The organism is Flavobacterium sp. (genome assembly GCF_031411595.1).
GTDB lineage: Bacteria > Bacteroidota > Bacteroidia > Flavobacteriales > Flavobacteriaceae > Flavobacterium.
Map to the genome: position 1 here is coordinate 1 of NZ_JANOBI010000046.1, position 14,794 is coordinate 14,794.

Annotated in this window: 15 protein-coding genes and 1 pseudogene; 7 read left to right on the forward strand and 9 right to left on the reverse strand. The window is 37.6% G+C overall.

From position 1 onward, the window contains the following. Positions 1-53: 53 nt before the first annotated feature. The 6 genes and pseudogenes from RMO03_RS10875 to RMO03_RS10900 all read right to left on the reverse strand — a co-directional run bounded on the left by RMO03_RS10875 (position 54) and on the right by RMO03_RS10900 (position 6,250). A complete protein-coding gene (locus RMO03_RS10875; RefSeq protein WP_309642130.1) occupies positions 54-755 on the reverse strand; it encodes a hypothetical protein in 702 nt (233 codons plus the stop codon). Between the two features lie 30 nt (positions 756-785). Next, complete coding sequence (locus RMO03_RS10880; protein ID WP_309642131.1) at positions 786-950, reverse strand: hypothetical protein; 165 nt, start codon at positions 948-950, stop codon at positions 786-788. Positions 951-967: 17 nt separating this feature from the next. Further along, positions 968-2,797: pseudogene (locus RMO03_RS10885) on the reverse strand (ABC transporter ATP-binding protein). After that, positions 2,797-4,524 (reverse strand): phospho-sugar mutase, encoded by a 1,728-nt coding sequence (locus RMO03_RS10890; protein WP_309642132.1) that lies wholly within the window; start codon positions 4,522-4,524, stop codon positions 2,797-2,799. The pseudogene RMO03_RS10885 and the gene RMO03_RS10890 overlap by 1 nt, the downstream one beginning before the upstream one ends. Before the next feature lie 235 nt (positions 4,525-4,759). Continuing rightward, positions 4,760-5,722, reverse strand: coding sequence for a glycosyltransferase (locus RMO03_RS10895; protein ID WP_309642133.1), 963 nt, complete (start codon positions 5,720-5,722; stop codon positions 4,760-4,762). Beyond that, on the reverse strand, positions 5,723-6,250 hold the full coding sequence (locus RMO03_RS10900; RefSeq protein WP_309642134.1) for a DUF4199 domain-containing protein: 528 nt from the start codon (positions 6,248-6,250) through the stop codon (positions 5,723-5,725). 233 nt (positions 6,251-6,483) lie between these two features. Between RMO03_RS10900 and RMO03_RS10905 the strand changes: the two genes are divergently transcribed. The 4 genes from RMO03_RS10905 (at position 6,484) to RMO03_RS10920 (ending at position 10,670) form a co-directional block, all read left to right on the forward strand. Beyond that, a complete protein-coding gene (locus tag RMO03_RS10905; protein WP_309642135.1) occupies positions 6,484-6,735 on the forward strand; it encodes a type B 50S ribosomal protein L31 in 252 nt (83 codons plus the stop codon). Positions 6,736-6,859: 124 nt separating this feature from the next. Continuing rightward, positions 6,860-8,035: a GlmU family protein gene (locus RMO03_RS10910; protein WP_309642136.1), complete on the forward strand. Its 1,176-nt coding sequence runs from the start codon at positions 6,860-6,862 to the stop codon at positions 8,033-8,035. Between the two features lie 402 nt (positions 8,036-8,437). Further along, positions 8,438-9,763, forward strand: coding sequence for a tRNA (N(6)-L-threonylcarbamoyladenosine(37)-C(2))-methylthiotransferase MtaB (gene mtaB / locus RMO03_RS10915; RefSeq protein WP_309642137.1), 1,326 nt, complete (start codon positions 8,438-8,440; stop codon positions 9,761-9,763). A 265-nt stretch (positions 9,764-10,028) separates the two neighbouring features. Continuing rightward, positions 10,029-10,670, forward strand: coding sequence for an FMN-binding negative transcriptional regulator (locus tag RMO03_RS10920; protein WP_309642138.1), 642 nt, complete (start codon positions 10,029-10,031; stop codon positions 10,668-10,670). Between the two features lie 45 nt (positions 10,671-10,715). Here RMO03_RS10920 and RMO03_RS10925 read toward each other — a convergent pair whose 3' ends face one another. Beyond that, a complete protein-coding gene (locus RMO03_RS10925; RefSeq protein ID WP_409024918.1) occupies positions 10,716-11,000 on the reverse strand; it encodes a GNAT family N-acetyltransferase in 285 nt (94 codons plus the stop codon). A gap of 286 nt (positions 11,001-11,286) precedes the next feature. On the opposite strand from RMO03_RS10925, the gene RMO03_RS10930 reads away from it, so the two are divergent. Together RMO03_RS10930 and RMO03_RS10935 are read left to right on the forward strand one after the other, a co-directional pair. Then, on the forward strand, positions 11,287-11,952 hold the full coding sequence (locus tag RMO03_RS10930) for an alpha/beta hydrolase (RefSeq protein ID WP_309642140.1): 666 nt from the start codon (positions 11,287-11,289) through the stop codon (positions 11,950-11,952). A gap of 48 nt (positions 11,953-12,000) precedes the next feature. Next, a complete protein-coding gene (locus RMO03_RS10935) occupies positions 12,001-12,894 on the forward strand; it encodes a lytic transglycosylase domain-containing protein (RefSeq protein WP_309642141.1) in 894 nt (297 codons plus the stop codon). A gap of 116 nt (positions 12,895-13,010) precedes the next feature. Here RMO03_RS10935 and RMO03_RS10940 read toward each other — a convergent pair whose 3' ends face one another. Together RMO03_RS10940 and RMO03_RS10945 are read right to left on the reverse strand one after the other, a co-directional pair. Further along, positions 13,011-13,709 (reverse strand): hypothetical protein, encoded by a 699-nt coding sequence (locus RMO03_RS10940; protein ID WP_309642142.1) that lies wholly within the window; start codon positions 13,707-13,709, stop codon positions 13,011-13,013. Between the two features lie 118 nt (positions 13,710-13,827). Then, positions 13,828-14,343: a DUF2892 domain-containing protein gene (locus tag RMO03_RS10945; protein ID WP_309642143.1), complete on the reverse strand. Its 516-nt coding sequence runs from the start codon at positions 14,341-14,343 to the stop codon at positions 13,828-13,830. A gap of 158 nt (positions 14,344-14,501) precedes the next feature. Between RMO03_RS10945 and rpmH the strand changes: the two genes are divergently transcribed. After that, the gene (gene rpmH, locus RMO03_RS10950; protein WP_007136275.1) at positions 14,502-14,663 is read left to right on the forward strand and encodes a 50S ribosomal protein L34; all 162 of its coding nucleotides are present in this window, start codon (positions 14,502-14,504) and stop codon (positions 14,661-14,663) included. Positions 14,664-14,794: the final 131 nt, after the last annotated feature.

The window sequence follows — 14,794 nt, forward strand, 5'->3', positions numbered from 1 at the left end:
CGCAAAGAGTATTATTTTCTTTGCGGCTCTGCGTCTTTGCGAGTAAAATCTTTTTATATCAAAATGTCGCTTTCTAAATCCGATTTCTCAATTTCAAAATCAAACCCAAGCCGTTTCACCAATTCAATTACTAGGTTTTTATACCAGTTTTCTGATTTGGGATGAATGTAGATTTTTTCAATCAATTGATTAATATCAATATCGATTTTCAAACCATTGTCAATCTTCATTTGATGCGATGTTACATCCGCAATAATCCGAATTTCGCGTTCGTATTGAAAACTTTTGCGCTTGAATAGAAACGGAAAAAAATCATTTTCAAACGGAATGTATTCTTTCTTATAATCGATGTAGTTGACTTCGCCAATATGCTGTTCATAAATAACTTCAGGGGATAATGCATTTTGCAAACGCCCCAATGTTGATTGAATGGCCAAACCTTCACTTTTCTGCGTAAAAATGTGCCACATCGCAAACGATTCATATTCGTTGATGTGCCAACTGCTAATGACTACATTTTCGCGATGCGTTTTATAATAATCTAAAAAGTCTGGATTGTCGATCGATAATTTTCTGATTTCCTCAAAAGTAGGTTCGCTGAAAGTGCCTTCGTACTGATCTTCGAACTTGTCGGAACGCGACATGAACAGTTTCTGATACAGCAACAAATCGACAAATTTCGACAAGTCTAAGTATTTCCAAACAATGGTGTTCGGATCGGTAGGTAACTTAATATTGCTGTCATTGATATACATAATTCAATATTGAGTTATTGAAATGAATAGTTATTCTTTTTTAAACCGCGTAGAATATTGACCTGCATAAAAACCACACATCACCCAAATCACTATGAAATGGGATAATTTGACTTCAGAAACCCAATACGTTAAGGTAATGTAAATAGCACCAAAAAGTAAAATAAACAGCATTCCAAAATAGCGTTGTGTCATGATTATAAAGTTAAGGTTTAGTTTTCAAAAGATTGCATGGTTACTAATTTTTTATAAGTACCATTTATAGCCATTAATTGCTCGTGATTTCCTTGCTCAACGATAATCCCTTTCTGCATTACAACAATTACGTCGGCTTTCTGAATCGTCGACAAGCGATGCGCAATCACAATCGATGTACGGTTTTGCATCATATTTTCTAAAGCCACCTGCACCAATTTTTCACTTTCGGTATCCAACGCCGATGTGGCTTCATCAAGAATCATAATCGGTGGATTTTTCAATACCGCACGCGCGATACTCAAACGTTGTTTCTGTCCGCCCGAAAGTTTGTTTCCACTGTCGCCAATATTAGTGTAGATACCATTCGGTAAATCTTTGACAAATTCATAAGCGTTTGCAATTTTCAACGCATCAAGGATTTCGTCATCGGTAGCGTCGAGTTTTCCTAGAGCGATATTGGCTTTAATCGTGTCATTAAAAAGTATACTGTCTTGTGTAACCAATCCCATTAAGCTACGAAGTGAATGTAGGTTCATGTCTTTGATATCGGTGCCATCAATGGCGATGCTTCCGGCATTCACATCGTAAAAACGCGTGAGCAAATTGGCAATGGTACTTTTCCCACTTCCGGATTGACCCACCAAAGCAACGGTTTGCCCTTTCTTGATATCGAGGGAAAAATCTTTTAAAACCAATTCTTCTTCATATTTAAACTGCACATTTTTGAGCACAATTTTTTCATTAAAATTATCTTTATGAATGGCGTTCGGCTTGCTTGTAATTGGATTGTGCTGTTCTAAAATTTCGAGTACACGTTCCGCTGCAGCATTACCACGTTTGACATTATACGACGCTTTTGAAATCGATTTTGCTGGTGTCAGAATATTATAGGCCAATCCCATATAGGTGATGAAAGCGGCACCTTTCAAGGTTTTCTCAATCAAAACCATGTGGCCGCCATACCAAAGTAAAATTGCTATGACCATAATGCCTAGAAATTCACTCATCGGTGAAGCCAGGTTTTGCCGGTTGCCAATGCTGTTCTATAATTTAAAAAATCGACTCGTAGAATCTTGAAATACTTTATTGAAATAACCTTCAGCATTATAGCCTTTAACAACTTTCAATCCGCCCAAAGTTTCTTCTATGGTCGACAGAAAAACGCCTTGTTCTTGTTGTGCGCGTGTTGATTTCTTTTTGAGTTGTTTTCCGATTAATGAAATGATGTAACCTGAAACCGGAATGAATATGAACACGAAAATCGTCAACTTGACACTAATAGAAAACATCGCAATAATCGTAAAAATAATCGTCAATGGCTCTTTGACAATCAATTCTAAAATCGACAACATCGAATTTTGCACTTCACCCACATCGCCCGCAATTCTTGAAATCGTATCGCCTTTGCGTTTTTCGGAAAAGAAAGCCAACGGCAATTCGAGGGTTTTTTTATACATCGCATCACGCATGTCGCGTAGAATTCCATTGCGCAAAAAGGTGATGAAAAACATCGCCAAATAATCGCATAGGTTTTTGAGCATGAAGATGGTAATAATACCAGCAACTAAAATCGATAAGGTTGTGCCGATGCCATATTGTTCGGTGGTCATTGTGAGGTAATAATTCAGATAATCGCCCAAGTATTGTTTCAAACCATACACGCCATGAAATTCCGGCATCGTATAATTTTTATTCGCTTGCCCGAACAACACATCCATCATTGGCATTAGCGCCAGAAACGAAAGTGTTCCGAAAAAAGCATACAGCACATTGAATAAAATATTCAAATATGCATACTTTTTATACGGCAGAATAAAGGGAATGATTTTTCTGAAATTATTCATTAAATGATGTTTAGATCGATTAGAATATTCTTGATTTTCTCATCTAAAACAGCTTCGGTTTTGGCAGCATTTGCAACCGAATCCAAAGGCGCATTGACACTCACGTAGAATTTAATCTTAGGCTCCGTGCCACTCGGACGAGCCGCGATTTTAGCGCCGTCTTCCGTATAATAAATCAACACATCCGATTTTGGAACTTTCAAAGCTTCCTCTTCGCCGGTCAATAAATTTTTAGCGATTGATTTCTTATAATCTTCAAGCATCACAACACGTTGTCCGTTGATTTCTTTCACAGGATTTTCACGCATATCCACCATCATCTGATTGATTTCGCGCAAACCATCGATGCCTTTTTTGGTCAACGACACCAAATGTTCTTTATAAAATCCGTGATCTACATATAAGTTTAGCAATTCTTTATAAACAGAACTGCCATGTGCTTTGGCTTGAGCGGCAATTTCACACATCAATAAAGTTGCGGCAACCGCATCTTTATCACGCACGGCATCACCCACCATGAAACCAAAACTTTCTTCGCCGCCGCCAATAAATTCTAAGTTGGGGAAATCTTTGATAAACTTCGCAATCCATTTGAATCCTGTCAAACCGACTTTACATTCCACATTATAAGCTTCTGCCAATTCGAGCATCATCGGTGTTGACACTATCGTCGAACCAATAAATTGTTTTCCATTGATTTTTCCTTGACGCTTCCATTGTTCTAACAAGAACGCTGTCATCATCACCATCGTCTGATTTCCATTGAGCAAAATCATTTGACCATCATTGTTTCTTACAGCCACACCCAAACGATCGCAATCCGGATCGGTTCCTACGACAATATCGGCATGGAGTTTTTCCGCTAAAGCCATCGCCATGGTCAAGGCTTCTGGTTCTTCGGGATTCGGAGATTTCACTGTTGGAAAATCGCCATTAGGTTCTGCTTGTTCGGGAACAATATTGACATTCGTATAACCCGCTTTCGCCAAAGTTTGAGGAACGGCTTTAATCGAAGTACCGTGCAACGAAGTAAACACAATATTCAAATTCGCTTTCGCTTCCGCGGGTGTATTAAAACTCGCATTAGCAATAGACGAATTTACAAACGCTTCATCAATCGCAACATCTATATATTCAATCAAATCAGGATTCGATTGGAATTTAATTGCATCATAACGCAACGCCTCAATCATGTTAATAATCTCAGCATCTTGCGGTGGTACCAATTGTCCACCATCTTCCCAATACACTTTATAACCGTTGTATTCGGGCGGATTGTGAGAAGCTGTCAACACGATTCCCGCTTGGCAACCTAAATGTTTAAGTGCAAAACTCAATTCTGGTGTCGGACGCATATCGGAGAACAAATACACTTTAATGCCATTGGCAGAAAACACATCGGCCACCACTTTCGCAAGTGTATTGCTGTTGTGTCTGCAGTCGAAAGCTATAGCCACTTTCAATTGCTTTCCTGGGAAAACCTGTTGCATATAATTTGAAAGCCCTTGCGTGTTTTTGCCAAGCGTATATTTATTGATACGATTCGTACCAACGCCCATCACACCGCGCATACCACCGGTGCCAAATTCAAGGTTCTTATAAAAACTTTCCTCCAAATCTTTCGGAGAAGAAGGGATCATAGCTTTAATCGCTTCTTGCGTATCGTTATCAAAAGTCGGGGTGAGCCATTCGTTTACTGCGTCGAGTATGTTTTGCGGGATATTCATAGTATTCTTATTTCTTGCTGCTATTGTCTTGTTTCTATTTTCTTTTTTCAGGAGCCGCGAACCTGCTATTCGCTATATCTTTTGCGCCGAACGCCGGCACAAAAGGATATCGCTACAAATGCTTTGCATTCACCGAACTCCTATAAAAATATGAAAGTTAAGTGAGGTAATCAGGGCTAGGCTGCTTTTTATTATTGACGTTTATTTTTTAAAGGTCACAAATTGTAATCTTAAATTATTTTGAAAAATTCACTTCATCAGAAACTTTATAACGTTCCTCATTATTCTTTGTTCTCAAAATAATTTCTCCTAAAAATCCGGCTAAGAACAATTGCGTTCCAATAATCATTGTCGTTAACGAAATGTAAAACCAAGGATTATTCGTCACCAAATCATAAGGCAAATCATTATACAATCGATACAATTTTGAAAATCCAATATATCCAGACGAAAGAAACCCAATCACAAACATGATCGAACCCCAAGCGCCGAATAAATGCATCGGTCTTTTTCCGAAACGCGATAAAAACCAAATCGTAATCAAATCGAGAAAACCATTCACAAAACGGTCCATGCCAAATTTAGTCTCGCCATATTTTCTAGCTTGGTGCTTCACGACTTTTTCTCCGATTTTCGAAAATCCTGCGTTCTTAGCCAACACAGGAATGTAACGGTGCATTTCTCCAGAAACTTCAATGTTTTTTACAACAACATTTTTGTAGGCTTTCAATCCGCAATTAAAGTCATTCAATTGCACACCTGAAGTACGTCGTGCTGCCCAATTGAACAATTTCGAAGGCAGGTTTTTAGACACCATCGAATCGTAGCGTTTCTTTTTCCAACCCGAAACCAAATCAAAACCATTGTTCAGAATCATGTCATTCAATTCCGGAATTTCTTCAGGATTGTCTTGCAAATCGGCATCCATCGTAATCACAACATCGCCTTGCGCTTTGGCAAAACCGGCGTGCAATGCTTGTGATTTTCCGAAATTTTTCAGAAATCGAATGCCTCTGATGTTAGGGTTTTCGTGCGATAGTTTTTCGATGATAGGCCACGAATTATCAGTACTTCCATCATCAATAAAAATGACTTCATACGAGTATTGGTTGGCATTCATGACCGATACAATCCAGTGATGAAGTTCTTGTAAGGATTCTTCTTCGTTGAGAAGCGGAATGACGATGGATAGGTTCATTTATGAGTGTTCAGTAGGTCTACTTTTAAAAATCGCTGCCAATAAAAGCCCAAAAACAGCATTGACCAAGTACGAGGTAAACATCCCTTTAATCAAACTACCAATAGAAAAATTATCTGTTTCTTCCATTTTTGAAATGGCTTCGTTGATACTTGCAGCCGGAGCACCAAATTTTTGCATCATTTCTGCAGCATATTTTATGGTCAATTGTTGAATGGTTTCTTTTGCTGCAGGATCTATAAGATTGAAAAGAATAATATTAAACAATGTTGATAAAGTTATTCCGATAACAGCTGTAATAAAAAAAACTGTAAAAGCTTCTTTGAAAGTAATCGTTTTAAGTTGGTTTCGAGTCTTGTTAACTACCATGACACCAATGATAATATAAATGATTAAGGTGGAAATACCAACCCACATATTGGTAAACAACGCCAAATCAATAGCATATATTGAGGCTGTGACCACTATAGAAAAAAGTCCGAGAAATATCCCGTATGCAATTCCGTTTTTCTTAATAATTTCGTTCATAGAAATGATATTTTCAATTTAAGCTACAAATATAACAATTCCCCATTTACACGCTATAAAATTCACTTCGGATATTGATTTAAAAAAATGAAATAAACATTTGATTTTTAAAAAATAAGTGTAAATTTGCACACTCAAAAATAAGAACAAAAATAAAAGCTATACTCGCGTTTATACCTTTCATTGAGAAAGCATCAGAATAGATTGTAGCATAAAAGAAAAATAAATTTATCATGAAAAAAGGAATTCACCCAGAAAATTACAGATTAGTAGCCTTCAAAGATATGTCGAATGAAGATGTGTTTATTACTAAATCTACAGCAGAAACTAGAGAAACCATTACGCACGAAGGTGTTGAATACCCAGTAGTGAAAATGGAGATTTCAAGAACTTCTCACCCTTTTTACACAGGTAAATCTAAACTTATTGATACTGCAGGTCGTATCGATAAATTCAAAACCAAATACGCAAAACACGGTAAATAATCTTTTCGTGTTCGAAATAATAGAAAGCCTTTCCATTTGGAGAGGCTTTTTTATTTTTATGTGAATGAAAACTTTGTAAATTTGAAACAGATTTTTTTTTCTACTATCAAATAACCAAATCAACATGAACTACATACTTTTTGACGGAACCGTTCGCAACGCATTATTGCCTTTCACATTCACACGTCCGGTGGCCGATATTCGTATCGGGATTCTGACCATTCGTGAAAAATGGGAAAAACATTTGGGTACGACTACAACGACTTTAACCGAAGAATACCTTTCCGAAAAATTCCCCATGGTTGAAATGGAGGAAAATGTCATGATCAACGCATCGTTTTTACCCAATGATGTTTTGGCTGAAATGGTTACAAACCTCGAACCCAATCAAGCGATTTTCAAAGGCGAAGAAGTCATTGCTTTCTATACTCAAGACACGCAAGAAGAAGTAGATTTTGATACGTATGAAATCATAGAATACAACAGCGAATGCCTTTTCATAGCCCATACTTGGGATATTTTCGCCAAGAACGACGCCGCTTTACGCGAAGATTTTGAGTTGCTTACTGAAGACCGAAAATCACAACCAATTCCGAAAAGCGTCAATGTGATTTCACCCGAAAATATCTTTATCGAAGAAGGCGCGAAGCTGGAATTCGTAACCTTAAACGCATCCACCGGACCCATATATATAGGTAAAAATTCCGAAATCATGGAAGGTTCCGTAATCCGCGGCCCATTTGCTTTGTGCGAAGAAGCACAAGTGAAGTTGGCGACGAAAGTCTATGGAGCCACCACTGTTGGTCCGCATTCGCGCATTGGCGGTGAAGTCAGCAATTGTGTTCTGTTCGGCTATTCGAACAAAGGCCACGATGGTTTTTTGGGCAATGCCGTGTTGGGTGAATGGTGTAATATTGGTGCGGATAGCAACAATTCGAACCTTAAAAACAACTACGAAGAAGTCAAATTGTGGAGCTACGAAACCGAGAATTTCGCCAAAACCGGATTGCAATTCTGCGGCCTGATGATGGGCGATCACAGCAAATGCGGCATTAATACAATGTTTAATACGGGAACTGTTGTGGGTGTGAGCACGAACATTTTCGGCAGCGGTTTTCCGAGAAATTTTGTACCGAGTTTCTCTTGGGGCGGCGCTTCAGGGTTTACGACGTATATCACCAAGAAAGCTTTTGAGACTGCAAGAATCGTCATGTCGCGTCGCCATGTGGAATTTGATGAAAAGGAAGCCAGAATCTTAGAACACGTTTTTGAACTCACAAAAAAGTATAGAAACGAGTAAAACTTTGCGCCTTTGCGTCTTTGCGAGAAATTGAATTGGCTCGCAAAGACGCAGAGGCGCAAAGTATATAATTAATAATGACCACAATTGTAATGCAGTTGTGGTTTTTTATTAGAAGCTAATCCCGCTATCCACTATATTTTTGTCCGCGAACGCCGCGAACAAAAGATACCGCTGCTATCAGGGCTAGGGCAATCGATTTATAATCACGATTCTAATCGATTGGTAATTAACGTTTAAAAAACACGAAAGGCGTTTTTTCTAATCGATTTTTGTGTGTATTTTTGCAGTCCGTTTTTGAGGATGAAAGTTCTCGTTGAATCGGACCGCGTTAAGGATTGGAAGCAGTACCGTGTACTGCGGAAAGCCTGACCCGCAGGGGAACGCCCAAAAAATCAAACTATGAATAAGAAGAAAGTTGCTTTTTACACGCTCGGTTGCAAACTTAATTTTTCGGAGACCTCTACGATTGCACGCAATTTTCAAGACGAAGGTTTTGACCGTGTGGATTTTGAGGAAGTGGCTGATATTTATGTGATCAATACGTGTTCGGTGACCGACAATGCCGATAAGCAATTCAAGCAGGTGGTCAGAAAAGCGATGAAGCTTAATGACAAGGCATTTGTGGCAGCGGTAGGTTGTTATGCGCAATTGAAACCCGAAGAACTCGCAGCAGTAGATGGTGTAGATTTGGTTTTGGGTGCGACTGAGAAATTTAAAATTACGGATTATATCAACGATTTATCGAAGAACGATTTTGGTGAAGTGCATTCTTGTGAGATTGCAGAAGCTGATTTTTATGTTGGTAGTTATTCGATAGGTGATAGAACCCGAGCGTTTTTGAAAGTGCAAGATGGTTGCGATTATAAATGTACGTATTGCACGATTCCGCTAGCGCGCGGCATTTCACGCAGCGATGCTTTGGAAAATGTTTTAAAAAATGCGTATGAAATTTCACAGCAAAACATCAAGGAAATTGTACTCACCGGTGTGAATATCGGCGACTATGGCAAAGGCGAATTCGGAAATAAAAAACACGAACATACTTTCCTAGAACTCGTTCAGGCTTTGGATGAAGTTGAAGGTATTGAGCGTTTGCGAATTTCTTCTATCGAACCGAATTTGCTCAAAAATGAAACGATTGAATTCGTATCGAAAAGCAGAACGTTTGTACCGCATTTCCATATTCCGTTGCAATCGGGCAGCAACGATATTCTTAAATTGATGAAGCGTCGTTATATGCGCGAAGTCTATACCGAACGCGTTGCTAAAATTCGTGAAGTCATGCCACATGCTTGTATAGGCGTTGATGTGATTGTTGGATTTCCGGGTGAAACTGATGATCACTTTTTAGAAACCTATCATTTCTTGAATGATCTAGATATTTCGTATTTACACGTATTTACTTATTCTGAACGCGACAATACTGAAGCGGCTTTGATGTCGGGCGTAGTTCCTGCCAATGTTAGAGCCAAACGCAGTAAAATGCTACGCGGATTATCAGTCAAAAAGCGCAGGGCTTTTTATGAAAGTCAATTGGGAACTTCAAGAACGGTATTGTTTGAAAGCGAGAATAAAGAAGGTTACATTCACGGGTTTACCGAAAATTACGTCAAAGTAAAAACGCCTTGGAATCCGGAATTGGTCAATACTTTACACGAAATCAGTTTGACGAGAATTGATGATGACGGTTCGGTGAGAATGGATTTTATAGGGATAACGGTATAAAGATTTAACACGGATTGCACAGATTTACACGGATTTAACCTTTGCAAATCTGTGCAATCCGCGTTAAACTACCTTTTCAAAATCTTATTTTTCAAAATCAAATTCAAAACAGCTTCTTTGTTATTTCGGCTGAAGCTGATGTTGTAGTTGTTGATCTTGATGGAAAAACTACTATCAAAAAGTTTTTGAAGCATTAATATCGTTGCCAAAATCAGTATTTTTGGAATGTTATTGTTAATGAAAAACTCCAGCAAAAGCAAACCATATGTACGATTTACCATACTACAAAGAGCAAAATCAGCAAGTAATTAAAGATTTTATAAGTCAATACCCGTTCGCATTTGTAACGGGTTGTGATGCCGAGCATAAACCCATCGCCACACAAATTCCGGTATTTATCGAAGAAATTGACGGTAAGAAAATATTGCGTGGGCACATGATGAAAAACACCGATCATCACAAAGCATTTTTAAAAAACGACAATGTTTTGGTAGTTTTTAGTGGTAAAAGTACCTACGTAAGCGGCACTTGGTATAGCAATCCGTATATAGCTTCAACGTGGAATTATATGAGTGTGCACATCCAAGGTTTGATTCGGTTTCTTGGTGATTCCGAATTGGAAGAAGTGCTTAGGCTCACGTCGCTTCATTTTGAAAACAATGATAAAAGCTCCACAACGATTTACGATAATCTGCCCGATACTTTTAAACAAAGGGTTATGAATGCAATTGTAGCCTTTGAGATTGAAGTTGTAGCAATCGATACAGTGTTCAAACTAAGCCAAGACCGAGATGCGGAAAGTTACCAAAACATCATCGAGCATTTAAAGCAAGGAAGTCATGACGGACAAGTCATTGCATCAGAAATGGAAAAAAGATTTGAAGTCGTTTTTGGAAAAGACAGCTAAAGTGAATTACAATACGATTAATTTTTTAACCATGATGTCTTTGAATTAAATCTTAATTCCAGGTGGCAATAAATCTCTGTAAATCGTATTTTTTCTGAAGAACAAGGCAATTTTAGGAAGAATCGGAACGACTTTTAGTTTGCGTTCGTAGGCGATATTCATAATGTTTTTCAATAACTCATTGATGAATTCCTCGTCATTGAATCCGTCCGGAGTATTGATTTTCGTTAAGAATATCTTTTTCTCTTGAAACGAATATTCCACTGAAATCAAACCTTCCGAAACGATGGTCTCAAATTGTCTTGCAAATGCATTGTCTTTGATTTCCATTGTGATAGCTGCTTCCATAATTCAAAGTGTTGTATTGGTTTTGCAACCAATCAGATTAAAATAATATTGTTGTTTCACTCTAAGAATGAGCCTACAAAGGTAATACATAATTGTCGAAAATCAATTCGTTTATAGGCATTATTCCGAAGAATTAACATGTATCAATCAATTCTTCTGGATTGAAAATTGACATTTCTTAATTTAAATATAATTTCAAATCAACTTCTTAAGATTTCAATTCAAATCGATTAAATTTATAGACGATATAATCGTTGACTCGAATATTATGAATAAAATACATGTCTATTGCATGCCCGGATTAGCAGCCAGTTCTGCCATTTTCGAACGCATTCAATTGCCGGCTGACACTTTTGAAATTCATTTACTGGAATGGAAAATTCCACTTCAAAAAGAATCGTTGATTTCCTATGCAAAAAGAATGGCGGCTGATGTTAAACACGACGAAGCCGTTTTGATAGGTGTTTCATTCGGCGGTGTGTTGGTGCAAGAAATGGCAGCTTTTTTAAAACTCAGAAAATTGATTATCATATCGAGTGTGAAAACGCTGCATGAAATTCCACTACACATGAAAATCGCAAAGAGCACCAAAGCTTATAAACTAATTCCGACAAGTTTGTTACAAAATATTGAAATGCTCAATAAATTTTCGTTTGGTGCCGCTATTCAACAGCGATTAAAATTGTATGAAAAATTTCTATCGGTGCGCAACAAGACCTACCTCGAATGGGCCATAGAGCAAATGTTATTGTGGAATAGGGAAGTGCCTGATAAAGAAGTGATTCATATTCATGGCGATGCTGACGATGTTTTCCCGATAAAAAATATTCGAAATTGCATTACAGTCAAAGGCGGAACTCACATTATGATTCTGACCAAATACCGCTGGCTCAATGATTATTTACCGAAAATTATTCTAAATCAGTATCCTTGAAATTGTCGAATTTTTGTATGTTTACCTTAATTAAAAAAGAAAGAAAAAATGAACTGGATAAAAAAAACAGCACTGATAGCAACCATAGTTTTGGTTAGCGGTGCGTTTGTTTATGGTATCTCGACCGAAACCAAAAACAAAATCACGCATGAGGGAACGACTCAATTTTTTCCGACAAGTATCGATTTTGCCGGCGAAGCTGCGCCATTGCAAATGAATGATGTTCGCGAACGATTAGACCGTGAATTGTTAATCAATGCCAATCTCGATGCTACGACTTTATTAATCATTAAAAGAGCCAACCGTGTATTTCCTATTATTGAACCGATATTAGCGAAAAATGGAGTGCCTGATGATTTCAAATATTTAGCCGTAATCGAAAGCGGATTGGTTAATGCTGTTTCGCCAGCCGGAGCCCGTGGTGTATGGCAATTCATGCCATTAACCGCAAAAGAAAAAGGAATGGAAGTAAACGATATGGTTGACGAGCGCTATCACTTAGAAAAATCTACCGAAGCCGCTTGTAAATATTTGCTCGAGGCTAAAGCCAAATTTGGCAGTTGGACTTTAGCAGCAGCTTCCTACAATGGCGGTATGACCGGCGTAACCAAACAAATCGAAATGCAACAAGTGGAAAGCTATTATGATTTAATGCTCAATGATGAAACATCGCGTTATGTATTTAGAATTTTGGCGTTGAAAGAAATTATGAAAAATCCTGACAAGTTTGGCTTTAACGTAAGCCTCGAGGATATGTATGTCAATTTACCTTCAAAAATCATCACGGTCGATACCACAATTACTGATTTAGCTACTTTTGCGAAATCGCAAGGCATCAATTACAAGATTTTAAAAATCCACAATCCGTGGCTGCGTGATAAAAAACTATTGAATCAAAGCAGAAGAAAATATGAAATCGTCATTCCGTTAAGTGGTTATTAAATGAAACTTCTAAAAATAAGTTAGCCACGAATTCACTAATATAATCTGTGAATTCGTGGCTATTTATTTTAAAATCCGCGACAATCCATATCATCCGTGACCCATTCCATTATCCATTACTCATTCGTAGCCAAACGTTTTGAAACCGATTCCTTCTTATCCAACAAACTCACCATGCGGTCATTAAAAACGGTATAATTCATATCCAAAGCTTTCTTAAAAGCCGTTCGCGGTGGAATCGCAATGCCGCCTCTTTTGATATCAACCACTTCGAGTTCCGCATTCAAAAAATACGAAGTCGGAAAACCCAAATAATGTTTTAAAGTAGCCACAACCGCTTCATCGTTTTTATAAGCTTCATTGGCATAACACACTTTGATGTGGTTGTTAAATTGGCGCGCAATTTTCTTCACGTCGCTTTTGATATCCCAAAAAACCACAATGATTTGAATGTCTTCATCATACTTTCTCGAAAGTTTATTCAAAGCAGGTATCTCGCCTTTATTCATGACACACCACGAAGCATACGTAATGATAAAAACCGGTTTCTTGATTTTACTCAATTTGACTTTCCGGCTGTTTACGCATTTAAACGAATAATCATCAAACCGCGAACCCACCAAATGATTTTGCACTAATGAGTCGAACAAAGCATTGCCTTTTGCGATGTCGCCTTTTTCAAATTCAATGTCGGTTTTGGAATTGTATTTCTTGATATTACTCTTAATCGCTTCTGAAAAAGAAACCTCTTGTTCTTGACTGTAAGAAGTCTGAAGCGCAAATGATAAAACTAAAAACGTAAAAATTAATCGCATAGACTTGAATATCATTGATTAATAATATCCAAATTTAACAAATTAAAAACCACATAAAAAAGTTTTCAACACAATATTTTTAATAACATGTTGAAAACTTCAAAAACGTAGTTAATAACTACATTTTTTTCATCTGATCTTTCATCATCGTAATCTGCTCTTTCAACAGATTTTGCTTGTCAAGTTTTTTAGCTTCGTTGAGCAAATTAGTAGCTTCTAACTTTCTTCTTCGAGTCAACGCTACACCGGCAAGGTTGAGTTTGGCTACTGCCAAATCCATATCCATATTCAATCCAAGTTCGATTGCTTTTTTGAAATATTTCTCCGCCTGAATCAAATTCGTTTGCGACAACATAATGCCATGCAAATAATTAAAGTAACCTTGCTGTTTTTGCACTAACGCTGTTTGTGGATTCTTGATGTAAGCTAACCATTTCTGAGCGCCAGGAAAATCCTGTTTTCGCAATCGCAAAAAAGCCAATAAGATAAATTCGTTTTTATAATACAGAAAAATCGGAAGCGCCGACAATAAAATTAGGAAAATTCCATTCCCGATATAGCCTTCAATCATCTGCCAAATGCCGGTTACAATGATCAACCCGGCGAAAATCAATTTAAAAATTCTATGAAACATGGTGTTCTATTTAAGAGTGCCCAAAGATAGTAAAAGGATTTGAAAATATTTTTATAAAACTACTTGCCAGAAAAAAAAGACTTTGTATATTTGCACTCGGTTTTGGGAAACCTACAAACCATTTAGCATTTAAATCAAGATTTTAAAAATACAAAGCAATGAGCAAAAGAACGTTTCAACCATCGAAAAGAAAAAGAAGAAATAAGCACGGATTTATGGACAGAATGGCTTCTGCTAATGGTAGAAAAGTACTAGCGCGTCGTAGAGCGAAAGGAAGACATAAATTGACTGTTTCTTGCGAACCAAGACACAAAAAATAATGGTGAGCAATCATTCATATCAAGGCGTTACTAATTTTAGTAACGCCTTTTTTTATATCTTGTCATTAAATTTTTCAGGAGCCGGGAACCTGCTATCCGCTAAATCTTTCACGCCGAACAACGGCGCAAAA

Excerpts from the sequence above, each read along its gene's own strand:
- RMO03_RS10905 (WP_309642135.1), top strand. The coding sequence starts at position 6,484 with ATGAAAAAAGGAATTCACCCAGAAAATTACAGATTAGTAGCCTTCAAA.
- RMO03_RS10945 (WP_309642143.1), bottom strand. The coding sequence starts at position 14,343 with ATGTTTCATAGAATTTTTAAATTGATTTTCGCCGGGTTGATCATTGTA.
- RMO03_RS10880 (WP_309642131.1), bottom strand. The coding sequence starts at position 950 with ATGACACAACGCTATTTTGGAATGCTGTTTATTTTACTTTTTGGTGCT.
- RMO03_RS10895 (WP_309642133.1), bottom strand. The coding sequence starts at position 5,722 with ATGAACCTATCCATCGTCATTCCGCTTCTCAACGAAGAAGAATCCTTA.
- rpmH (WP_007136275.1), top strand. The coding sequence starts at position 14,502 with ATGAGCAAAAGAACGTTTCAACCATCGAAAAGAAAAAGAAGAAATAAG.
- mtaB (WP_309642137.1), top strand. The coding sequence starts at position 8,438 with ATGAATAAGAAGAAAGTTGCTTTTTACACGCTCGGTTGCAAACTTAAT.
- RMO03_RS10910 (WP_309642136.1), top strand. The coding sequence starts at position 6,860 with ATGAACTACATACTTTTTGACGGAACCGTTCGCAACGCATTATTGCCT.
- RMO03_RS10900 (WP_309642134.1), bottom strand. The coding sequence starts at position 6,250 with ATGAACGAAATTATTAAGAAAAACGGAATTGCATACGGGATATTTCTC.
- RMO03_RS10890 (WP_309642132.1), bottom strand. The coding sequence starts at position 4,524 with ATGAATATCCCGCAAAACATACTCGACGCAGTAAACGAATGGCTCACC.
- RMO03_RS10875 (WP_309642130.1), bottom strand. The coding sequence starts at position 755 with ATGTATATCAATGACAGCAATATTAAGTTACCTACCGATCCGAACACC.
- RMO03_RS10935 (WP_309642141.1), top strand. The coding sequence starts at position 12,001 with ATGAACTGGATAAAAAAAACAGCACTGATAGCAACCATAGTTTTGGTT.
- RMO03_RS10925 (WP_409024918.1), bottom strand. The coding sequence starts at position 11,000 with ATGGAAATCAAAGACAATGCATTTGCAAGACAATTTGAGACCATCGTT.
- RMO03_RS10930 (WP_309642140.1), top strand. The coding sequence starts at position 11,287 with ATGAATAAAATACATGTCTATTGCATGCCCGGATTAGCAGCCAGTTCT.
- RMO03_RS10940 (WP_309642142.1), bottom strand. The coding sequence starts at position 13,709 with ATGCGATTAATTTTTACGTTTTTAGTTTTATCATTTGCGCTTCAGACT.
- RMO03_RS10920 (WP_309642138.1), top strand. The coding sequence starts at position 10,029 with ATGTACGATTTACCATACTACAAAGAGCAAAATCAGCAAGTAATTAAA.